This window comes from Streptomyces sp. NPDC053367, assembly GCF_044545925.1.
Lineage (GTDB): Bacteria > Actinomycetota > Actinomycetes > Streptomycetales > Streptomycetaceae > Streptomyces.
This window is the reverse complement of the sequence record NZ_JBITYN010000009.1, coordinates 289,400-309,658: the sequence shown is the minus strand read 5'-3', so window position 1 is coordinate 309,658 and position 20,259 is coordinate 289,400. Positions and strand designations below refer to the sequence as shown.

The 20,259-nt window shown below is 69.1% G+C and carries 21 protein-coding genes; 3 read left to right on the top strand and 18 right to left on the bottom strand.

The window, feature by feature from the left end:
* Positions 1–56 precede the first annotated feature (56 nt).
* Together coaA and ACIGXJ_RS26115 are read left to right on the top strand one after the other, a co-directional pair.
* The gene (gene coaA, locus ACIGXJ_RS26120; protein ID WP_399649841.1) at positions 57–1,025 is read left to right on the top strand and encodes a type I pantothenate kinase; all 969 of its coding nucleotides are present in this window, start codon (positions 57–59) and stop codon (positions 1,023–1,025) included.
* 19 nt (positions 1,026–1,044) lie between these two features.
* Positions 1,045–1,965, top strand: a complete 921-nt coding sequence (locus tag ACIGXJ_RS26115; RefSeq protein ID WP_399649838.1) for a DUF389 domain-containing protein — start codon at positions 1,045–1,047, stop codon at positions 1,963–1,965.
* A gap of 110 nt (positions 1,966–2,075) precedes the next feature.
* On the opposite strand, the gene glmM is transcribed toward ACIGXJ_RS26115, so the two are convergent.
* From glmM to rplM, 3 genes are all read right to left on the bottom strand, one after another.
* The gene (glmM, locus tag ACIGXJ_RS26110; protein ID WP_399649835.1) at positions 2,076–3,434 is read right to left on the bottom strand and encodes a phosphoglucosamine mutase; all 1,359 of its coding nucleotides are present in this window, start codon (positions 3,432–3,434) and stop codon (positions 2,076–2,078) included.
* Between the two features lie 316 nt (positions 3,435–3,750).
* Positions 3,751–4,263 carry a 30S ribosomal protein S9 gene (gene rpsI / locus ACIGXJ_RS26105; RefSeq protein WP_399649832.1) on the bottom strand — a complete coding sequence of 171 codons (513 nt, stop codon included), beginning with the start codon at positions 4,261–4,263 and terminating at the stop codon, positions 3,751–3,753.
* 42 nt (positions 4,264–4,305) lie between these two features.
* Positions 4,306–4,749: a 50S ribosomal protein L13 gene (gene rplM / locus ACIGXJ_RS26100; protein ID WP_019526965.1), complete on the bottom strand. Its 444-nt coding sequence runs from the start codon at positions 4,747–4,749 to the stop codon at positions 4,306–4,308.
* Positions 4,750–5,045: 296 nt separating this feature from the next.
* Between rplM and ACIGXJ_RS26095 the strand changes: the two genes are divergently transcribed.
* On the top strand, positions 5,046–5,927 hold the full coding sequence (locus ACIGXJ_RS26095) for a hypothetical protein (RefSeq protein WP_399649828.1): 882 nt from the start codon (positions 5,046–5,048) through the stop codon (positions 5,925–5,927).
* A gap of 3 nt (positions 5,928–5,930) precedes the next feature.
* Here the strand turns inward: ACIGXJ_RS26095 and ACIGXJ_RS26090 are convergent, their stop codons facing one another.
* From ACIGXJ_RS26090 to secY, 15 genes are all read right to left on the bottom strand, one after another.
* On the bottom strand, positions 5,931–6,677 hold the full coding sequence (locus ACIGXJ_RS26090; protein WP_399649825.1) for a polyprenol monophosphomannose synthase: 747 nt from the start codon (positions 6,675–6,677) through the stop codon (positions 5,931–5,933).
* Positions 6,678–6,750: 73 nt separating this feature from the next.
* The gene (locus ACIGXJ_RS26085; RefSeq protein WP_399649823.1) at positions 6,751–8,508 is read right to left on the bottom strand and encodes a glycosyltransferase family 39 protein; all 1,758 of its coding nucleotides are present in this window, start codon (positions 8,506–8,508) and stop codon (positions 6,751–6,753) included.
* Entirely contained in the window at positions 8,508–9,527 is a 1,020-nt protein-coding gene (locus tag ACIGXJ_RS26080; RefSeq protein WP_399649821.1) for a glycoside hydrolase family 26 protein, read from the bottom strand. The genes ACIGXJ_RS26085 and ACIGXJ_RS26080 overlap by 1 nt, the downstream gene beginning before the upstream one ends.
* On the bottom strand, positions 9,524–11,140 hold the full coding sequence (locus tag ACIGXJ_RS26075; protein ID WP_399649818.1) for a glycosyltransferase family 2 protein: 1,617 nt from the start codon (positions 11,138–11,140) through the stop codon (positions 9,524–9,526). The genes ACIGXJ_RS26080 and ACIGXJ_RS26075 overlap by 4 nt, the downstream gene beginning before the upstream one ends.
* A 187-nt stretch (positions 11,141–11,327) precedes the next feature.
* Positions 11,328–12,191: a tRNA pseudouridine(38-40) synthase TruA gene (gene truA / locus ACIGXJ_RS26070; RefSeq protein ID WP_399649815.1), complete on the bottom strand. Its 864-nt coding sequence runs from the start codon at positions 12,189–12,191 to the stop codon at positions 11,328–11,330.
* Positions 12,192–12,255: 64 nt separating this feature from the next.
* Positions 12,256–13,659, bottom strand: a complete 1,404-nt coding sequence (locus tag ACIGXJ_RS26065; protein WP_399649812.1) for a hypothetical protein — start codon at positions 13,657–13,659, stop codon at positions 12,256–12,258.
* A 132-nt stretch (positions 13,660–13,791) separates the two neighbouring features.
* Positions 13,792–14,277, bottom strand: coding sequence for a 50S ribosomal protein L17 (rplQ, locus tag ACIGXJ_RS26060; RefSeq protein ID WP_399649809.1), 486 nt, complete (start codon positions 14,275–14,277; stop codon positions 13,792–13,794).
* A gap of 178 nt (positions 14,278–14,455) precedes the next feature.
* On the bottom strand, positions 14,456–15,478 hold the full coding sequence (locus ACIGXJ_RS26055) for a DNA-directed RNA polymerase subunit alpha (RefSeq protein WP_003966937.1): 1,023 nt from the start codon (positions 15,476–15,478) through the stop codon (positions 14,456–14,458).
* A gap of 147 nt (positions 15,479–15,625) precedes the next feature.
* Positions 15,626–16,030: a 30S ribosomal protein S11 gene (gene rpsK, locus ACIGXJ_RS26050; RefSeq protein ID WP_003956432.1), complete on the bottom strand. Its 405-nt coding sequence runs from the start codon at positions 16,028–16,030 to the stop codon at positions 15,626–15,628.
* Positions 16,031–16,095: 65 nt separating this feature from the next.
* Positions 16,096–16,476 (bottom strand): 30S ribosomal protein S13, encoded by a 381-nt coding sequence (gene rpsM, locus ACIGXJ_RS26045; RefSeq protein ID WP_208899296.1) that lies wholly within the window; start codon positions 16,474–16,476, stop codon positions 16,096–16,098.
* Between the two features lie 202 nt (positions 16,477–16,678).
* On the bottom strand, positions 16,679–16,792 hold the full coding sequence (gene rpmJ / locus ACIGXJ_RS26040) for a 50S ribosomal protein L36 (RefSeq protein ID WP_004984509.1): 114 nt from the start codon (positions 16,790–16,792) through the stop codon (positions 16,679–16,681).
* Between the two features lie 60 nt (positions 16,793–16,852).
* Entirely contained in the window at positions 16,853–17,074 is a 222-nt protein-coding gene (gene infA, locus ACIGXJ_RS26035; RefSeq protein WP_003948620.1) for a translation initiation factor IF-1, read from the bottom strand.
* A 220-nt stretch (positions 17,075–17,294) separates the two neighbouring features.
* The gene (gene map, locus ACIGXJ_RS26030) at positions 17,295–18,131 is read right to left on the bottom strand and encodes a type I methionyl aminopeptidase (protein ID WP_399649805.1); all 837 of its coding nucleotides are present in this window, start codon (positions 18,129–18,131) and stop codon (positions 17,295–17,297) included.
* A 136-nt stretch (positions 18,132–18,267) separates the two neighbouring features.
* Positions 18,268–18,924, bottom strand: a complete 657-nt coding sequence (locus tag ACIGXJ_RS26025; protein ID WP_399649802.1) for an adenylate kinase — start codon at positions 18,922–18,924, stop codon at positions 18,268–18,270.
* Positions 18,924–20,237, bottom strand: a complete 1,314-nt coding sequence (secY, locus tag ACIGXJ_RS26020) for a preprotein translocase subunit SecY (protein WP_399649800.1) — start codon at positions 20,235–20,237, stop codon at positions 18,924–18,926. Before secY ends, ACIGXJ_RS26025 begins: the two co-directional genes overlap by 1 nt.
* Between the last annotated feature and the right edge of the window lie 22 nt (positions 20,238–20,259).

Genomic DNA, 20,259 nt, shown 5'->3' with positions numbered 1-20,259 from the left:
CCACCACCCCGTTCAAACTCCGTTAACAATGGACTGTGATCTCTCCGGTCCCCTCGATGCCCCGGAGCGCCCACCGGCCCAGGCCGGAGGCGACTCCCTACGTCGACCTCACCCGAGCGGAATGGAGCGCGCTGCGCGACAAGACGCCGCTGCCGCTCAGCGCCGAGGAGGTCGAGAAACTGCGCGGTCTCGGCGATGTCATCGACCTCGACGAGGTGCGGGACATCTACCTGCCGCTGTCCCGGCTCCTCAATCTCTACGTCGGCGCCACGGACGGCCTGCGCGGCGCCCTGAACACCTTCCTCGGCGAGCAGGGCTCCCAGTCGGGCACCCCCTTCGTCATAGGGGTCGCCGGTTCGGTCGCCGTGGGCAAGTCGACCGTGGCCCGTCTGCTCCAGGCCCTCCTGTCGCGCTGGCCCGAGCACCCGCGCGTCGAGCTGGTCACCACGGACGGCTTCCTGCTGCCGACCCGCGAGCTCCAGGCGCGCGGCCTGATGTCCCGCAAGGGCTTCCCGGAGTCGTACGACCGCCGGGCGCTGACCCGGTTCGTCGCCGACATCAAGGCCGGCAAGGGCGAGGTGACCGCACCCGTCTACTCGCACCTGATCTACGACATCGTCCCCGGCGAGAAGCTCTCCGTCCGCCGCCCGGACATCCTGATCGTCGAGGGCCTGAACGTCCTGCAGCCCGCCCTGCCCGGCAAGGACGGCCGCACCCGGGTCGGCCTCGCCGACTACTTCGACTTCAGCGTGTACGTCGACGCCCGCACCGAGGACATCGAGCGCTGGTACCTCAACCGCTTCAAGCGGCTGCGCGAGACGGCGTTCCAGAACCCGTCCTCGTACTTCCGCCGCTACACCCAGGTCTCCGAGGAGGAGGCCCTGGACTACGCCCGCACGATGTGGCGCACGATCAACAAGCCGAACCTGGTGGAGAACATCGCCCCGACCCGCGGCCGCGCCGCCCTGGTGCTGCGCAAGGGCCCGGACCACAAGGTGCAGAGGCTCAGCCTGCGCAAGCTCTGACCACTGCTACAAATGGCGCATGCTGCATCTGCGCCTGATCACACCGGCCGACCGGACCGACACCGTGGTCCGACTGCTCGAGAAGACGGTGGGCACCACACATCTGGTGGTGGTGCCGGGCGCGGCCCGCAACCCCGCCGGGGACGTCGTCCTGTGCGACGTGGCCCGCGAGGCCGCCGACGAACTCATCGGCGAGCTGCAGGAACTGGGCCTGGACGCGACCGGTTCGATCGCCGTGGAGAACATCGACCTGTCGCTGTCCAAGCGCGCCGACAAGGCCGAGGAGGAGGCCCCCGGCGAAGCGGCCGACGCGGTCCTGTGGGACCACCTGACGGACATGACCCACGAGGAGTCGACGCTCAGCGTCACCTACGTCTGCTTCCTGGCGGTGGCGACCATGCTCGCGGCCTGCGGTGTGATGCTCGACAACGCGATCCTGATCGTCGGCGCGATGGCGGTCGGCCCGGAGTTCGGCCCGCTGGCGGGCGTCTGCACGGCCCTGGTCCAGCGCGCCCCGCAGCGCGTGTGGCGCTGTCTGTGGGCGCTGCTGGCCGGCTTCGCCGCCGCCATGCTCCTCACCGCGGGGTTCGGCTGGCTCATGGACGCCGTCGGCCTGTTCAACAAGGACATGATCGAGGGGGCCCGCCCCAACACGGCCTTCATCTGGCAGCCGGACTCGATGTCCTTCGTGGTCGCCTTCCTCGCAGGCATCGCCGGCACGCTCTCCCTGACCTCGGCCAAGTCCGGCGCCCTCATCGGCGTCGCCATCTCGGTCACGACCGTCCCCGCCGCCGCCAACGCCGCCATGGCGTTCACCTACAGCGACTACTCCCAGACCTGGGGCTCGGCCGGCCAGCTCCTGGCCAACCTGGGCGGCATCGTGGTGGCGGGGACGATGACCCTGCTCATCCAGAAGTGGCTCTGGCGGAAGCGCCTCTGAGGGGGCGCGGGGCTGTGTCCGACATACGGCTACCGCCGCGTGCGCGCGAGCAGCCACCGACGACGGAAAGGCCGCGACTCACAACCCCGCACCCCGAACCCGGGTCGGCCCTATCCGAGCGCGGACTTCACGACGTCGGCCAGCCGCCCGGCAACACTCCGAGCCTGCTCGATGTCGGCCGCCTCCACCATGACCCGCACCAGCGGCTCGGTGCCCGAGGGACGCAGCAGCACCCGCCCGGTGGCCCCCAGCTCCCGCTCGGCCTCGGTGACGGCCGCGGCCAGCTCCCCGGACGTCTTCACCCGGGACTTGTCCACGTCAGGCACATTGATCAGCACCTGAGGCAGCCGCTCCATCACGGAGGCCAGCTCCTGCAGCGGCTTCCCGGTCTCGGCCACGCGCGCGGCCAGCATGAGGCCGGTCAGAGTGCCGTCACCCGTGGTCGCGTGGTCGAGGATGATCACGTGCCCGGACTGCTCACCGCCGAGCGCGTACCCGTGCTCCTTCATCGACTCCAGCACGTACCGGTCACCGACCGCGGTCTGCACCAGCTGGATGCCCTCACGCTCCATGGCCAGCTTGAACCCGAGGTTGGACATGACGGTGGCGACGACGGTGTCGGACCGCAGCGCGCCCCACTCCCGCATGGCGAGGGCGAGGACGGCCAGGATCTGGTCGCCGTCGACCTCCTCACCGGTGTGGTCCACGGCGAGGCACCGGTCGGCGTCGCCGTCGTGCGCGATACCGAGGGCGGCCCCGTGCTCGACGACCGCTGCCTTGAGCTTGTCGAGGTGGGTCGAGCCGCAGCCGTCGTTGATGTTGAGGCCGTCGGGCTCGGCGCCGATGGTGACGACCTCCGCGCCGGCCCGGGAGAACGCCTCGGGCGACACCCACGCGGCGGCGCCGTGCGCCTCGTCGAGGACGATCTTCAGGCCGTCGAGGCGGTTCGGCAGCACGCCGACGAGGTGGGCGACGTACTTGTCGAAGCCCTCGTCGTAGTTGCGGACCCGGCCCACGCCCGAGCCGGTCGGCCGGTCCCAGGGCGCGCCGGTGCGGTGCTCCTCGTAGACGGACTCGATGCGGTCCTCCAGCTCGTCGGCGAGCTTGTGGCCGCCGCGCGCGAAGAACTTGATGCCGTTGTCGGGCATGGCGTTGTGGCTGGCGGAGAGCATGACGCCCAGGTCGGCGCCGAGCGCACCGGTCAGGTACGCGACGGCCGGCGTGGGCAGCACACCGACGCGCAGCACGTCCACCCCGGCACTGGCCAGGCCCGCGACGACCGCTGCCTCCAGGAACTCCCCGGACGCGCGCGGGTCCCGCCCGACCACCGCGGTCGGCCGGTGGCCCGCGAAGGTGCCCGCCTCGGCCAGCACGTGGGCCGCCGCGACGGAGAGACCGAGAGCCATCTCGGCCGTCAGATCCGCGTTGGCGACACCGCGCACGCCGTCCGTGCCGAAGAGTCGTCCCACTTGTCCTCCTGAGAAAAGCGTCAGTTCGGGAAGGGCGTGCCGGTGCGGCTCGCGCACACCGCTTCCGTACCGGGCGCACGAGGGACTCGATGCCCGGTGTTCAGATGACACAGGCCCACGATCGCCTTGTGTCGTTATACGCCCATCACTGGGAAAAACCATCCCCGGGAAAAGCGTCCCTGGGACAAGCCCCTCGCCGGGCAGGGCCCGGCGAGGGGATAGACGAACGCCCCGACGGCACAGTGGCGTGCCGCCGGGGCGTTCGAAGTACGCGGGCGGGGCGGGGCCCCGCAGACGTACGAGCAGGCAGCGAAGCTTAGCGCTTGCTGTACTGCGGGGCCTTGCGGGCCTTCTTGAGACCGGCCTTCTTGCGCTCGACCGCACGGTCGTCGCGCTTGAGGAAGCCGGCCTTCTTCAGCGGGCCGCGGTTGTTGTCGACGTCGGCCTCGTTCAGCGCACGGGCCACGCCGAGGCGCAGGGCGCCGGCCTGGCCGGAGACGCCGCCGCCGGAGATGCGGGCGATGACGTCGTAGCGGCCCTCGAGCTCGAGAACCTTGAACGGCTCGTTGACTTCCTGCTGGTGCACCTTGTTCGGGAAGTAGTCCTCGAGGGTGCGACCGTTGATCTTCCACTTGCCGGTGCCCGGGACGATCCGGACGCGGGCGATGGCGTTCTTGCGACGGCCCAGGCCGGCGGCCGGCTGGGGCTCGCCGAAGCGGGAGGCGAGGGACTCGGAGGTGTACTCGCCCTCCACCGGAACCTCGGACTCGGTGGTGTAGCTGTCGATGTCAAGCTCTTCGAGCGGCTGCTCGGCAGTGGTCTCGGCCACGATGCTCCTCAGATTCTCTTCAGTCTTAGGGGGTGGCCGGACTTACTGCGCGACCTGGGTGATCTCGAACGGCACCGGCTGCTGGGCAGCGTGGGGGTGCTGGTCGCCCGAGTAGACCTTCAGCTTGGAGAGCATCTGACGGCCCAGGGTGTTCTTGGGGAGCATGCCCTTGACGGCCTTCTCGATGGCCTTCTCGGGGTTCTTCGCCAGCAGCTCGTCGTAGCGGACGGAACGCAGACCACCCGGGTAGCCGGAGTGGCGGTACGCCATCTTCTGGGTCCGCTTGTTGCCGGAGAGGTGCACCTTGTCGGCGTTGATGATGATGACGAAGTCACCGGTGTCGACGTGGGGCGCGTAGATCGGCTTGTGCTTGCCCCGCAGGATGGAGGCGGCGGTGCTGGCGAGACGGCCGAGGACAACGTCCTGGGCGTCGATGACGTGCCACTGGCGCGTCACATCGCCGGGCTTGGGGCTGTACGTACGCACGGTTCGTAGCCTTCGCTTCGAGTGAATGGTCCTGAACAGGTCACCGAAACGATCACGACAGCCCTGACCGCACTGCGGTGACGCAAACCGCGTGCTGGTCGCTGGTCATCGGCCCGGTGGACCGGTGTAAGGGCCCGTCCCGTGAGAATGAGCAAGCCAATACACAACGAACACGCAGAATACCTGGGGCGCCACTGCCGGGTCAAAACGAGCCGGAAGCGCCACCGGGACTGCGCTGTTCGAGTCACCCAGTCTACGGGCAACGCCCGCGACGGCCCCCTCTAAGATGCACCCCCATGAACTATGGGCAGGGGGGACCCCAGTCCCAGTGGGATCCCTGGACACCGCATTCGCAGCAGCAGTCCTGGAACAGCGGCACCGACGGGACCCCGGACTGGGCGGCACTGGCCGAGGCGTCGGAGGCGCGCAAGAAGCGGCGCCGGCTGCTGATGGTCGTCGGCGGAGCGCTGGCCACCGTCGCGGTGGGCGCGGTCGTCGCCGTGGCCGTCGTCTCGGCGAACGACGGCGGACCCGAGGCTGACGCGCCGTCCTCGCAGCTGCCCGCGACGGCGGACATCCCCGGTTCCACCGCCCCGGCGCCGTCCTTCGAGCCGACGACCGCGCCGCCGCCGCTGGACCCGAAGGACTTCGTGTCCAGCAAGAACAAGGACACGGCACCGCTGAGCCCGGACATCCTCTTCCCGGGCACGCAGCTGACCATGGGCGAGACCGTGTACCGCAAGGGCCCGACCGCGGACACGCCCGACTGCGCCTCGGCCACCCAGGGCACCCTCCCGAACGTCCTGAAGGCGAACGCCTGCCGGCGCCTGCTGCGGGTGACCTATGTCAAGGACGGCGTCGCGGTGACCGTCGGCGTGGCCGTGTTCGACACCGAGGCGCAGGCGACCCGGGCCAAGGGGCAGGCCGACTCCAAGAGCCTCGTGCGGTCGCTGTCCGGCAACGGCGTCAAGGACTTCTGCAACGGTGCCGTGTGCCGCTCGACGACGAACAGCTACGGCCGCTACGCCTACTTCACCGTCGCCGGGTTCACCAGCGGCAAGGACGTCACCACCAAGGACACGGCCGTGTTCAAGCAGGGCGACGACCTGGCCGAGTTCGCCTTCCGCCAGATCCGCCGCCGCGGTGAGGCCCAGGCGTCGGCGGCGGCCCAGCCGTAGCCGTCAGCGGTGCTTGAGCCGCAGCCGGATCGGCACGACCGCCGACTCCAGCTGGGTGCGCAGCGTCATCTTGGAGGTGCCCTCCATCCGCTCCTCGAAGCGGATGGGGACCTCCACCGCCCGGTGCCCGGCGCGTACGGCCTTGTACTTCAGCTCCACCTGGAAGCTGTAGCCCGCGCTGTCCAGGGCGGCCAGGTCGACGTCGCGCAGCGTGGCGGCCGACCACAGGTTGAAGCCGGCCGTGATGTCCCGGATGTCGGTGCCGAGCACGGTCCGGGCGTAGCGGTTGGCGAACCGGGACAGCAGCACCCGGTGCCGGCCCCACTCCTCGTCCAGGGCTCCGCCCTCGACGTACCGGCTGCCGATCACCAGGCCGACGCCCTCGTCCAGGGCCGCCTGCAGCATGCGCGGCACGGCCTCCACGGGGTGGCTGCCGTCGGCGTCCATCTGGACGACGTAGTCGGCGCCCTCGGCGAGCGCCGCGCTCATGCCGGCGACGTAGGCGCGGCCGAGGCCGTCCTTCTCCGTGCGGTGCAGGACGCTCATCCGCGGGCCGTCGATGCCGTACTTCTCGGCCAGCTCCTCGGCGATCCGCCCGGTGCCGTCCGGGCTGGAGTCGTCGACGATCTTCAGGTGCAGCCCCGGCAGCGGCAGCGCCAGCACCGCCTCGGCCATGCGCGGCAGATTCGCCGCCTCGTTGTAGGTGGGCATCACCACGGTGACGCGGACGCCCTCCGAGCCGTACGTCATCTCTCTTCTTCCCCTCCCCTGCGGGCGCGGTCCTCCCCTGCGCCCGAAACCCGCTGCGGCCCCCCTCGGCCGCTCAGGACGTCTTGACCCAGATCCGGTAGGAGGTGGTCGCCCCCGGCATCTCGTGCGGGATCTTGCCGATCAGCCGGTAGTGCCCGCTCAGGGTGATCTCCCGAGCGAGGAACTCCTCCAGGTCCGGGGTGGCGATGCCGTCCAGCAGGACGAGATCGAAGTAGCCGTCCCTGATGGCCAGGCGGTACGCCTCCCGGCCCTCGTGGGGCCTGCCCTTGTCGTCCGAGTAGCCGAAGCCGTACGTCGACGACCACTGGGCGTGCCCGGTCCTGTCGCGCAGGTAGTACGTCGGCACCTCGTAGGTCGCGCCGAGGTAGTGGCCGTCGGGTTTCATGTACGGCTCGATCGCCTGGACCATCGCCCTGGAGTCGGGCCACAGCCCGAACCGCCACTCGGACTGGGAGACGCCGAGGCACAGGGCGGAGACCCACAGCAGGATGCCCAGCTGCGGGTAGCGGAAGTGCTTGCCGACCAGCCGTATCACCCCGACGCCCGCCATCGGTGCGGCGAACAGCAGTCCGAAGTCGAGGTGCTTGTACAGCGAGACCGAGGTCTGCAGATGGATCTGGTACGCCGGGGCCAGCAGTGCGGTGCAGGTGAGCACCGTGCCGAGCAGGGCGCGCCAGCGCCAGCCGGGGCCCATCAGGCCGTAGGAGCGCGGGGACTCGTTCATCCGGCCGCGCAGCATGTAGGCGAGGGCGCCCGCGACGGCGGTGGCGAACATCAGGCCGCCCCACTCGACGGACTTCTCGATCAGCGACATCGCGGAGTCGGTGCCGTGCTGCCGGTTGGTGGTGGTCTGCCGTACACCGGCGAGCACGTCGGTGTACATCAGGCCCACCCCGGCCAGGGCGGCGGTGCCGAGGCCCAGCACGAAGGCGCGCAGCAGGCTGCCCCAGCCCCGGTGGTGCCAGGCGGTGAGCGCGGCGAGCACGACGAGTGTCGGCAGATAGAGCCCGGAGGCGTACTTCACGGCGACGGCCAGCACCATGACCGGCGCGGCGAGCAGCACGGCGAGGACCGGGCCCCGGCCGGTGCGCACGACGATCCACGCCGCGAGCGCCAGCAGGAAGATCGCCGGGGCGTCGTAGGTGGCGAAGAAGCCGAGGACGATGCTGGGCTGGGTCACCGCGAACAGGGCCGCGGCGGCGAGGGCCACGCGCTCGTTGAACAGGCGCCGGGTGAAGGAGTACAGCAGGGCCGTCGCGCCGAGCATGCAGGCGAGGCTGAGCAGCCGGGCCCCGGTCAGGCCGAAGTAGCCGTCGACAAACGCGGCCGCCACCGGGTAGAGCATCGGCGAGCCGGAGAAGTACTTCTCGTAGCCGTTGTTCAGCGGGGTGCCGTCGGTCCAGTGGTCGATGATGTTGTGCCCGGCCGCCACATAGAGCGCCTCGTCCTGGAAGGCCGTGTTGGACAGCCTCAGCGACAGCGCCGCCTGGACCGCCAGGATCACCAGGAGGATGCCCCGGCTGACCCAGTCCCGGCGCCTGCTCGGCTTGTCGTCCCAGCCGGCGTCGGGCGTCTCGGGCACGTGGTACGCGGGCTGCTCCGGCTCCCAGAACTCCTGGGGCGCGGGGTCCTGCACCGGCTGCTGCTGCCAGTACTGCTGCTGGTACGGCTCGGCCCGGACGTCGTAGCCGTAGGAGGGCTGCTGGTAGGTCTCCTGGTGGTACGGCTGGTCGTACTGTTCGGACTGGTCGTACTGGTCGGCGTAAGGGTCGTACGGCTGAGGCGTGTAGTGCTCGTATCGGGAGGTCATCACGGCGTCCGTACGTCGAAGCCGAACCGGTCGTCGGCGGCCAGGCGCTTGAACTCCTCGAGGGCCAGCGGGCTCGCCTCCAGCCGCCAGTCGGCGCGCTTGTTGTGGTTGAACCAGATGAAGCCCAGGAGGTCGTCGTCCGCGGCCACGCTCTCGAAGAGGACGCGGATGTCGGCCCGGCGCCGCTCACCGGCCATGGCGGCGGTCTCCAGCAGGATCATCGGCTTCTCGGTGAAGGTGCGGACCTGGTCGACGGTGGGCCCGAAGACGCTGTCGAAGGCGTTGGGCTGCTCGATGGTCCAGTAGCCGATCAGACCGACCCAGTCGACGTAGCCGTCGCCGGGGTAGTACGGCTTGAGCTTGACGCCCGCCACCGGGTTGACGATGTTCGGCGACCACGCCCAGATCACGTTGGTGGCGCCGGCCTCGGCGAACGCGTCATGGATGTGGCGCCAGGCGCCGACGTACTGGCCGGGGGTGGCGTACTCGGTGCCCCACTTCTCCCAGTGGCCGTTGAACTCGTCGGCGAAGGAGATCACGATCGGCAGGTTCAGCCTGCGGACCGCCGTCGCGTACTCGGTGAGGTAGGTGTCGGACCTGCCCGCCGCGATGTCGGCGAGGGACACGTCGAACGGCTCCCAGGACACCAGGGTGAGGGCGCCCTCGCGCCAGGCGTTGCGCACCCCGGTCGCGTCGAAGCCGTCGCCCCAGGCGGCGTAGTACTCGATGAGGTTGGGCTTCTTGCCGACCATGCCGGAGTAGGCGCGGTAGCCGTCCATCGAGTTCGGCGCGCCCTCGACGGCGGCGCCGAAGTACTTCTTCTGCGGCCGCAGCAGCGGGACGACGTCGTAGGGGACGGCCGCCCCGGCGCTCTCGGAGACCCGGGGGCCGCCCTTGCCGCCGCCGTTCGCCGGGCCGCCGGCGGCGCCGTCGTCGCCGAGGAGCGAGCAGCCGCTGAGCGCGAGCACCGAGATCAGCAGGGCCGCGAGGGCCGTACGGGTACGGGTGAGGAAGGTCATGGGGCCGTCGCCTCCGCGCGGGGCTGGACCAGGACTCGCCCGACGACGAGCGCGTAGAAGAGTCCGGAGGACAGGATCAGCGCGAAGTCGGGGGCGTCCATGGTGAAGGTGCGGTACACCGCGGCGAGGACCCAGACGAGGGCCGTGCCGCCGCTCCAGACCCACATGCCGGTCCAGAAGCGCCGGGTCTTGTTCTTCTTGGCTCCCGAGGAGCCGGTCGGCTGCCATCCCATGCGGTTCTTGCGCAGGATGTCCCAGATGGCGAAGACGTGCGCCCAGCCGTACATCATGCGGGCGGCCCAGGCCTCCAGCCGGTAGGGGGCGCGGTGCCACATGGGGAAGACGATGGTGGTGTAGAGGATGCTGGGCGCGACCAGCAGCAGATGCTCCACCATCAGCTTCTCCGGCATGGCCAGCAGCAGCACGATCGGGATGACCGGGGCGGCGAAGGTGAACAGCGCCGTGTGGATGTAGTAGAAGAAGCCGGACATGTAGCAGAGCCGGCTGGAGAACTTGATCCTCGCCTGCCAGAACTTGCGGCTGCCGAGCAGGCTCATGGAGCCGGAGCACCAGCGGTACTGCTGGTTGAAGAAGGCGCCCGCGTTGTCGGGGCACACGCCGGTGGACACGGCGACCGGCACATAGCGCAGGTCCCAGCCGAGGCCGCGCAGGTCGAAGCCGGTGTGCACGTCCTCCGAGTGCTCGATGAGGGTCGTGCCGCCGTTGGTCTCCAGGGCGGCCCGCCGGTAGACGGCGCAGCTGCCGACGCAGATCGCGCCGTCGCTGCCCTGCCGGGAGACCTGCACGGACCGGTAGAACAGCTCCTGCACGGCTCCCGCGCCGCGCTCGATCCAGTTCTGCGAGTCCAGCACCCGGAAGTACTGCGGCGACTGGACGATGCCGACGCGCGGGTCCTCGGCCATGTACGGCAGCAGTTCTTCGAGGAGGTCGGCGCGCGGGGTGAAGTCGGCGTCCAGGATGAGGATGAACTCGCCGTCGGACCGGGCGAACCCGAAGTGCAGGTTGCCGGCCTTCTTGAACCAGCCGCGGTTCTCCCGGGTGCCGTAGCGGAACCCGAAGTCCCGCGCCATGGCCTCCAGTTCGGGGCTGGCGGAGTCGTCGAGCACGAACGGCACACACAGGCCCGGGTAGTGGTCGGCCATCTGCCGCACATGCTTCCAGGTGTTGTGCAGCACCTCGATGGGCTCACCGCACACCGGCAGGAAGACGTCCACGGTCGGGTAGACCTCGGGGCGCCAGTTGTGCACCAGGCGCTTGTGGTGGCCGATGTCGAAGTCGCGGGTGAAGCCGTTCACCCGCAGCGACACCAGGTAGTAGAGCACCGTGAAGACCAGCAGCGGCGTGTACGCCCACAGGATGGGCGTGGACTGCGCCAGCTTGAACTGGCTCACCGTCAGACAGCAGAAGCTGACGAGCGAACTGACCGTCAGGATCCACAGATGCCTTCGGGTGTACGAGTACTTCTCCCGGTCCGTCGGCGGCAGCGGCAGCAGGCCCAGTGAAGCCTGTCCCCCACGCCCCGCCCTGCGCCGGCCACCGCTCTGCCGTACGGCCCGACGGCCGCCGGTACGCACGGGTCCCACAGAACTCATGCCAAAGAAACCCACCCTGGGCCGTCACGGGCCCGTCGATCCCCACCCCTGACCCGGTCTCCCCATTCGAACCGACGACCGAGCGGGGAAAGGCTATACGAGAGGTGTGAATGCCGTAAGAGGTGAGTGAGGGCTTACGTCCGGTATGTCGCCATATGCCGGAAGTTCTCGTGAGAAATGCAGGTAACTAGCAGGTTTCACAGCCGGGCGAACCGGGCAGAGACCGCCGGTTCCGTGCCTCCCGGCTGCGCGCGGCGAGCAGCTCGTCCGCCGGATAGCCGACCTCTTCCAGCGTCAGCCCGTGCGGTCGTACGACATGGACGGCCGAGTCCCTGACCCCCGCGGCCAGCACCTCGGCGGGCCAGTCCGGCGCCCGGTGGCCGTCCCCGACGAACAGCAGCGCGCCGATCAGCGAGCGCACCATGTTGTGGCAGAACGCGTCCGCCCGCACGGTCGCCGTGATGATCCCGTCCGCGCCCTTGACCAGGCTCAGCTCCTGGAGCGTGCGGATGGTCGTGGCACCCTCGCGCTTCTTGCAGTACGCCGCGAAGTCGTGCTCCCCCAGCAGCCCCCGGGCCGCCTCGTTCATGGCGTCCACGTCCAGCGGCCAGTCGTGCCACAGCACATGGCCCCGCAGCAGCGGGTCCACACCCCCCGGGTTGTCGGTGACCCGGTAGGCGTAGCGCCGCCACACCGCGGAGAACCGCGCGTTGAAGCCGCTGGGCGCCTCCCGGAGCGCCCACACCCGCACGTCCTTCGGCAGCCGCCCGGCGAGCCGCTTGAGCAGCTTCTCGTGATGCTCCCGCCACACGTCCTCGGGCAGGTCCACATGCGCCACCTGCCCCCTCGCGTGCACCCCGGCATCCGTCCGGCCCGCCACGGTCAGCTCGTACGTCTCCCGCGACCGCGTCACCGTCCGCAGCGCGTCCTCGATCTCGCCCTGCACGGTCCGCCGCCCGCCGGCCTGCTTGGCCCAGCCGGAGAAGTCGGTCCCGTCGTAGGACAGGTCGAGTCGGACACGGACATGGCCGGGCTGCACTTCGTCACTCACCCCTGAATCCTCTCAGGAACGGCGAGCGGGCCCGCCCCGCAGGGCGGGCCGTACGGTGCGGCCCTCACAGCCTGCCCGTGGGGTTCAGCACGATCTCCCCGGAGTCGTTCGCCGGGTCGCCCTCGTTCGGCATCGTGTACGAGAAGAACGCCCGGCCCGTGGCGTTGCGGATCACCTCGTCGACGCGCAGGCCGAAGGTGAAGGTGCGCGAGTCGTCCTCCAGGATCGGCGTGGACAGGAAGCACAGGTAGTCGCCCTCTGCGCCCTCCCAGCCGGCGGCCCGGCAGCCCTCCGGGACCGTGGTGGCCGTGGTCCCCGCGGGCAGGTCCACCCAGAAGGTCACCGGCTCGCCGCCGGAGCGCAGCAGCGCCAGCCACGCCGGTCCGTGGTTGGCGAAGCCGACGTCCACCGACACGGTGTCGCCCTTGCGGGCCCGCAGCCGCTCACCGGTCAGGTCCAGGTCGAAGGTGTTCCCCGTCGGCAGGTCCAGCTCCGCCCAGCGCGTGTACCCGGCCGGATCCGCCTCCGGCAGGGGCACCAGCCGCAGCTCCGGCCCGTCACCCGGCTGGTAGTCGCCCTGGGCGAGGAACTCCTTCGCCTGCGCGGCGGGCATCGCGCTGAAGCTGTAGGACAGGGCGTCCTGGAGCGCGAACCCGGCCGTCGCGACCGGGAAGGGCGTGCTCAGCCCGTAGGCCGTCTCACCGGCGAAGGGGCCGTCGAGGACACACAGCGCCGCCGACCGCCCGAGCAGGTCCTCGGGGTCGCGCGGGTCGTACCAGCAGTTCCCGAACGTGCCCGGGAAGGACAGGCCCCGGCTGCCGGACACCCGCAGCACCACGCCGTCGCCGCCCAGGCCGCCGGCGTTGCGGAAGCCCAGCGGCGCCTGGAAGGTGTCACCGGCCCGGAACCCATCCGGCTCGGCCAGCTGCCGCATCCGCAGCTCGGGCCCGCCGACCAGCACGTCCACCGTGTGCCCGGTGAAGGCCAGCCCCTCCCCCTCGGCCGTCACCTCGATGCTGCCGACGTCACCCGCGGTGCTCTCGTCCGTCACGTCCAGGCGGACCCCGCCGAGCCGGTTGTAGTCCCCGCCCGCGTATATCTCGGACCCGTGGCAGGTGGCGACCAGACCCTGCACCGAGCAGCCGCCCAGAGCGGAGAAGTCCACCGCGGCCACCCCGGCCAGCGCACTGGCGTCCACCGTCACCGTGTAGACCCCGGTGTGGACCGGCCAGATCACCCCGTTCTCGTCGGGCACCGGCTCCCCGGGCGCCCGCAGCCCCAGCTCCACCTGCGGCTCGGCCGGCTCATCCGGCTCCGGGTGCAGCGACAGACTCACGCTGTCCGGCCCGGTGACGGACACCGGCAACGGCTCCTCCTGCGCCTGCGCGGGCCCGGCGAAGGCCGTCCCGGCCAGTACGACCAGAGCGAGAGCGGACATGCTGCGCCGCACGGCGGCGTAGGTGGCCATGAAACCCCCCGAAAGTTGAACGAGACACATACATGACCCGCGAACCTCCGGGAGGGTTGCCCCGGACACGCGAACGGGCCCGCCCCCGGGAAAGGGAGCGGGCCCGCAGTCGCCTCGAGGGGCGCAGAACGCTTACGCGTCCTTCGACTCCTCGGCGGGAGCCTCGGCGGCCTCGGTCTGCTCGACCTTGGTCTCCTCGGTCTCCTTGACCGCACGCTTGGTGGCGGCCTCGGCCTCACCCGTCGCCTGCTGCGCGACCGTCAGCGCCTCGACCAGCTCGATGACAGCCATGGGCGCGTTGTCGCCACGACGGTTGCCGATCTTGGTGATGCGGGTGTAACCACCGGGACGGTTCTCGTAGCGCGGGCCGATCTCGGTGAAGAGCGTGTGGACGATGCTCTTGTCCGTGATGACCTGAAGCACCTGGCGGCGGTTGTGAAGGTCGCCCTTCTTCGCCTTGGTGATCAGACGCTCGGCGTACGGACGCAGCTTGCGCGCCTTCGCCTCGGTGGTGGTGATGCGGCCGTGCTCGAAGAGGCTCTTCGCGAGGTTCGCGATGAGCAGCTTCTCGTGCGCGGCGCTGCCGCCCAGACGGGCACCCTTGGTGGGCTTCGGCATGGTGTTTCTCCTAGGTGTCTGCCCCGGCCGTATGAGGTACCGGGGTCAGTATCTGAGCAGACGGTCGTCCGTCAGAGATCCGGGGCGTCCCCGAAGGGAGCCCCGGAAGGGGCGCGGGGAACTGCGCGGGAAAGCACAGTGCACCCGCACCCGAGTACGGGCCCGAAGGCCCGAGCTCCTAGTACTGCTCGGTCTCGACGAAGCCCGCGTCCGCGTCGTCGTCGGCGCCGAAGGCGTCCGCGGCGGCGGTCGGGTCGAATCCGGGCGGGCTGTCCTTGAGGGCCAGGCCCATGCCGGCCAGCTTCGCCTTGACCTCGTCGATCGACTTCGCACCGAAGTTGCGGATGTCGAGCAGGTCGGCCTCGGAACGCGCCACGAGCTCACCCACGGAGTGGATGCCCTCGCGCTTGAGGCAGTTGTACGACCGAACGGTGAGCTCCAGCTCCTCGATCGGCAGCGCCAGGTCGGCGGCGAGCGCGGCGTCCGTCGGGGACGGACCCATGTCGATGCCCTCGGCGTCGATGTTCAGCTCGCGGGCGAGACCGAACAGCTCGACCAGCGTCTTACCGGCGGAGGCCATGGCGTCACGGGGACGCATCGCCTGCTTGGTCTCGACGTCGACGATCAGCTTGTCGAAGTCGGTGCGCTGCTCGACACGCGTGGCCTCGACCTTGTACGTGACCTTCAGCACCGGCGAGTAGATGGAGTCGACCGGGATACGGCCGATCTCCTGGCCCACCTGCTTGTTCTGCACGGCGGAGACGTAACCGCGGCCACGCTCGACCGTGAGCTCCATCTCCAGCTTGCCCTTGCCGTTGAGCGTGGCGAGGACGAGGTCGGGGTTGTGCACCTCGACACCGGCCGGGGGCGCGATGTCGGCGGCGGTGACCAGACCCGGGCCCTGCTTGCGCAGGTACATCACGACCGGCTCGTCGTGCTCCGAGGAGACGACCAGCTGCTTGATGTTGAGGATCAGGTCGGTGACGTCCTCCTTGACGCCCGGCACGGTGGTGAACTCGTGCAGCACGCCGTCGATCCGGATGCTGGTGACAGCAGCGCCGGGGATCGAGGAGAGGAGGGTACGGCGGAGGGAGTTGCCGAGGGTGTAGCCGAAGCCCGGCTCCAGCGGCTCGATCACGAACCGGGAGCGGAACTCGTCGACGACCTCTTCGGTCAACGAGGGACGCTGAGCGATCAGCATGTGTGGATCAGATCCTTCTTTCGTGGACGCCCGCTATTTGACGTCCGACGGAAACCGCACCCGGTGAAAAGTGCGGGTACTGCAAGGGTACGGGCGATACGGCCCCTTTACGGAGCCGTACCGCCCGAGAAGTCCGAAAAGCGAACGTCAGACGCGACGACGCTTGGGCGGACGGCAGCCGTTGTGCGGGGTCGGGGTGACGTCCTGGATGGAGCCGACCTCGAGGCCCGTGGCCTGCAGGGAGCGGATCGCGGTCTCACGACCGGAGCCCGGGCCCTTGACGAACACGTCGACCTTGCGCATGCCGTGCTCCTGGGCGCGGCGGGCAGCCGACTCGGCGGCCATCTGCGCGGCGAACGGCGTGGACTTCCGGGAGCCCTTGAAGCCGACGTGGCCGGCGGAGGCCCAGGAGATCACGTTGCCGGACGGGTCCGTGATCGACACGATCGTGTTGTTGAACGTGCTCTTGATGTGCGCGTGGCCGTGAGCGACGTTCTTCTTTTCCTTGCGGCGCACCTTCTTGGCAGCGCCCTGACGTCCCTTGGGGGGCATCCTTTAACTCCTACGGGAGGTGGTCGGTCCTACAGCGAAGACCGTGGACAGGTGTCCGCTGCGGACTACTTCTTGCCCGGCTTCTTCTTGCCGGCGATGGCGCGACGCGGGCCCTTGCGGGTACGAGCGTTGGTGCTGGTGCGCTGACCGCGGACGGGCAGACCGCGACGGTGACGCAGACCCTGGTAACAGCCGATCTCGACCTTGCGGCGGATGTCGGCCTGGATCTCGCGACGGAGGTCACCCTCGGTCTTGATGTTGTTGTCGACGTACTCGCGGATCGCGACGAGCTGCTCCTCGGAGAGGTCGCGGACGCGGGTGTTCGGGTCGACGCCGGTCGCAGCCAGCGTCTCCTTCGAGAGGGTCCGGCCGATGCCGAACACGTAGGTGAGGGCGACCTCCACGCGCTTGTCGCGCGGGATGTCAACACCGGAAACGCGTGCCATTCAATGGCTCCTGGTGATCTTCGGAGGTCTTCCGCAGAACCGACTCCCAGCCGCCGTACCAGGTACGAACTGGGTCCCCGGCCTCCGAACCGGGGGTGTCAGACAGGAAAAAGCCCCCGCCTGGATTCTGCGTATGAACAAATTCAGCTCGCGTCGCGCGAAGACTCTGCAATAGAGGTGCAGAGGGTGTGATCTGCTGCGATCAGCCCTGGCGCTGCTTGTGGCGCGGGTTCTCGCAGATGATCATGACCCGGCCGTGACGGCGGATCACCCTGCACTTGTCGCAGATCTTCTTGACGCTCGGCTTGACCTTCATGGGGTGAGGTTCTCCGGGTCAGTGCCATCGCCACGGGAAGCCCCGGGGCGCGGGCAAGATCTACTTGTACCGGTAGACGATCCGGCCACGCGTCAGGTCGTACGGAGACAGCTCCACCACGACCCGGTCGTCAGGGAGGATGCGGATGTAGTGCATACGCATCTTGCCGCTGATGTGTGCCAGGACCTGGTGGCCGTTCTGGAGCTCGACCTTGAACATGGCGTTCGGCAGAGACTCGACGACAGTGCCCTCGATCTCGATGGCACCTTGCTTCTTGGCCACGCTTCGCCCTTCGAATCGACTACCTTGATCGGCTTCCGTGAGGCATGCGGACATGCCGATACACGAGAGCCGACGAGTCAGTCTACGTCAGCGCATCCAGAAACACGAATCGACCGGGTTCAGAGGAGTCTGCCCTGCTGGGGAGATCCCTAAGCACAGCCCACCCAGGGGCGCGGGCACTGCGCGGCCGGCCCCCACCGGTCCGCGGACCGCACGCGGCCTAGGCCAGCGGGTCGGGAGCGGCGGTCACTCCGTACTCGGCCAGCTTGGCCTTGCCCCCGTCGGGAGCAGTCAGGACGAGCGGCCCCTCCGCCGTCAGCGCGACCGAGTGCTCCCAGTGCGACGACCACGTGCCGTCGGTGGTGATGACGGTCCAGTCGTCCGACAGGACCTCGGTGCGGGGCGTGCCCAGCGACACCATCGGCTCGATGGCCAGGCAGAAGCCGGGGACCAGCTTGGGTCCCTTGCCGCGGCGCCGGTCGACGTAGTTCAGCAGGTGCGGGTCCATGTGCATCTCGGTGCCGATGCCGTGGCCGCCGTAGTCCTCGATGATCCCGTACCGGCCGCCGCCCGGCTTCGGCTGGCGGCGGATGTACGTCTCGATGGCCCTGGAGATGTCGATCAGCCGGTTGCCCTGCTTCATCGCGGCGATGCCGGCCCACATCGACTCCTCGGTCACCCGGGAGAGCTCGATCAGCTCCGGGGCATGGCCGGAGCCGACGAAGGCCGTGTAGGCGGCGTCGCCGTGCCAGCCGTCGACGATCGCGCCGCAGTCGATGGAGATGATGTCGCCGTCCTTCAGGACGACGTCCTCCGAGGGGATGCCGTGGACGACGACCTCGTTGACCGAGGTGCAGATCGTGGCGGGGAAGCCGCCGTAGCCGAGGAAGTTCGACTTCGCGCCGTGCTCGGCGAGCACCTTGCGCGCGACCTCGTCGAGGTCCTTGGTCGTGGCCCCCGGGACGGCGGCCTCACGCGTGGCCGCGTGGATGGCTGCGACGACCAGGCCCGCGGCTCGCATTCTGGCGATCTGCTCGGGGGACTTGATCTGCACCATGGTGGCGGGGGCCTTTCGGATAAACGGGTGGGCGCTTCCAACGATACGAGGTATCCACGCACCCCTTCGGCACACCGCAGCCGCGGCCCCTTCCCAGGGAACCGCGGCTACAGGAGCGTACGGACGCCGTGGACGCTTACGCGTCTTCGCGTGTGAGCGCGGCGAGAGCGCGCTCGGTGACCTCTTCGACCGGGCCCATGGCCTCGATCGTGACCACCAGGCTCTGGGCCTTGTAGTAGTCGATGATCGGCTCGGTCTGCGTGTGGTAGACCTCGAGCCGGTTGCGGACGGTCGCCTCGGTGTCGTCGTCACGCTGGTACAGCTCGCCGCCGCAGACGTCGCAGACGCCTTCCTCGGCGGGCTTCTTGTACGTGACGTGGAAGACGTGGGCGGAGTCGTTGCGGCAGATGCGCCGGCCGGCGATCCGCTTGACGACCTCCTCCTCGGGGGCCTCCAGGTCCAGCACCGCGTCCAGCTTGATGCCCTCGTCGGTCAGCAGCTCGTCCAGCGCCTCGGCCTGCGAGACGTTGCGCGGGAAGCCGTCCAGCAGGAAGCCGTTCGCCGCGTCGGGCTGCTCCATGCGGTCCTTGGCCATGGCGATGGTGACCTCGTCGGGGACGAGGTTGCCGGCGTCCATGTAGGACTTCGCGAGCTTGCCCAGCTCGGTCTGCTGGCTGATGTTGGCCCGGAACAGGTCGCCCGTGGAGATGTGCGGTACCCGCAGCTTCTCAGCGAGGCGCGTGGCCTGCGTACCCTTACCGGCACCCGGCGGCCCGACGAGGACGATTCGCATCAGCGGAGGAACCCTTCGTAATTGCGCTGCTGGAGCTGGCTCTCGATCTGCTTCACCGTCTCGAGACCGACACCCACGATGATCAGGATGCTGGTCCCGCCGAACGGGAAGTTCTGGTTCGCCCCAAAACCAACCAACGCCATCGTCGGCACGAGAGCGATCAGGCCCAAGTACAGCGAACCCGGCCAGGTGATCCGGTTGAGCACGTACGAGAGGTACTCAGCGGTCGGTCGGCCAGCCCGGATGCCCGGGATGAAGCCACCATACTTCTTCATGTTGTCGGCGACTTCCTCGGGGTTGAACGAGATCGCCACATAGAAGAAAGCGAAGAACACGATGAGCAAGAAGTACAAGCTGATGTAAATCGGGTGGTTGCCGCTGACCAGAGTGCTCTCGATCCAGGTCTTCCAGCCTGCGGTGCTGTTCGAGAACTGCGCGATCAGGGCGGGAATGTAGAGCAGCGACGAGGCGAAGATGACAGGAATCACACCTGCCTGGTTCACCTTGAGCGGGATGTAGGTGGACGTACCGCCGTAGGAGCGACGGCCGATCATCCGCTTCGCGTACTGCACCGGGATACGGCGCTGGGCCTGCTCGACGAAGACCACCAGGCCGACCATCACGAGGCCGACGAGGATGACGGTGCCGAACTCGATCCAGCCGTCCGCGAGGTCGCCCGACTCCTTGATCGCCCACAGGGCGGAGGGGAAGGTCGCGGCGATCGAGATGAACATCAGGATGGACATGCCGTTGCCGATGCCGCGGTCGGTGACCAGCTCACCGAGCCACATGACGACGGCGGTGCCGGCGGTCATGGTGATCACCATCGTGATGGTGATGAAGATCGACTGGTCCGGCACGATCGAGGCGGCCTGCGGGCAGCCCTGGAACAGCGCGCCGCTGCGGGCGGTGGCGACGAGGCCGGTGCCCTGCAGGATGGCGAGGGCCACCGTGAGGTACCGGGTGTACTGGGTGATCTTCGCGGTGCCGGCCTGGCCCTCCTTCTTGAGGGCTTCGAGGCGCGGGATGACCACGGTCAGCAGCTGCAGAATGATGCTCGCCGTGATGTACGGCATGATGCCGAGCGCGAAGATCGTGATCTGGAGCAGCGCACCGCCGCTGAACATGTTGACCAGGCCGAACAGGCCCTGGTTCCCGGATGCCTGATCCACACACGCCTGCACGGCTCGGTAGTCGACACCGGGGATCGGAATGTGCGTACCCACCCGGTAGACCACGATGATGCCGAGCGTGAAGAGCAGCTTCTTGCGCAGGTCGGGCGTCTTGAACGCCCGGGCGAACGCGGTGAGCACGGTGCCTCCTGCGACCCCCGCG

Excerpts from the sequence above, each read along its gene's own strand:
- rpsM (WP_208899296.1), bottom strand. The coding sequence starts at position 16,476 with ATGGCACGCGTTTCCGGTGTTGACATCCCGCGCGACAAGCGCGTGGAG.
- rpmJ (WP_004984509.1), bottom strand. The coding sequence starts at position 16,792 with ATGAAGGTCAAGCCGAGCGTCAAGAAGATCTGCGACAAGTGCAGGGTG.
- coaA (WP_399649841.1), top strand. The coding sequence starts at position 57 with ATGCCCCGGAGCGCCCACCGGCCCAGGCCGGAGGCGACTCCCTACGTC.
- ACIGXJ_RS26080 (WP_399649821.1), bottom strand. The coding sequence starts at position 9,527 with ATGACCTTCCTCACCCGTACCCGTACGGCCCTCGCGGCCCTGCTGATC.
- map (WP_399649805.1), bottom strand. The coding sequence starts at position 18,131 with ATGGTGCAGATCAAGTCCCCCGAGCAGATCGCCAGAATGCGAGCCGCG.
- rplQ (WP_399649809.1), bottom strand. The coding sequence starts at position 14,277 with ATGCCGAAGCCCACCAAGGGTGCCCGTCTGGGCGGCAGCGCCGCGCAC.
- ACIGXJ_RS26065 (WP_399649812.1), bottom strand. The coding sequence starts at position 13,659 with ATGGCCACCTACGCCGCCGTGCGGCGCAGCATGTCCGCTCTCGCTCTG.
- ACIGXJ_RS26055 (WP_003966937.1), bottom strand. The coding sequence starts at position 15,478 with ATGCTGATCGCTCAGCGTCCCTCGTTGACCGAAGAGGTCGTCGACGAG.
- ACIGXJ_RS26090 (WP_399649825.1), bottom strand. The coding sequence starts at position 6,677 with ATGACGTACGGCTCGGAGGGCGTCCGCGTCACCGTGGTGATGCCCACC.
- ACIGXJ_RS26095 (WP_399649828.1), top strand. The coding sequence starts at position 5,046 with ATGAACTATGGGCAGGGGGGACCCCAGTCCCAGTGGGATCCCTGGACA.
- ACIGXJ_RS26075 (WP_399649818.1), bottom strand. The coding sequence starts at position 11,140 with ATGAGTTCTGTGGGACCCGTGCGTACCGGCGGCCGTCGGGCCGTACGG.
- ACIGXJ_RS26085 (WP_399649823.1), bottom strand. The coding sequence starts at position 8,508 with ATGACCTCCCGATACGAGCACTACACGCCTCAGCCGTACGACCCTTAC.
- rpsK (WP_003956432.1), bottom strand. The coding sequence starts at position 16,030 with ATGCCCCCCAAGGGACGTCAGGGCGCTGCCAAGAAGGTGCGCCGCAAG.
- ACIGXJ_RS26025 (WP_399649802.1), bottom strand. The coding sequence starts at position 18,924 with ATGCGAATCGTCCTCGTCGGGCCGCCGGGTGCCGGTAAGGGTACGCAG.
- ACIGXJ_RS26115 (WP_399649838.1), top strand. The coding sequence starts at position 1,045 with ATGCTGCATCTGCGCCTGATCACACCGGCCGACCGGACCGACACCGTG.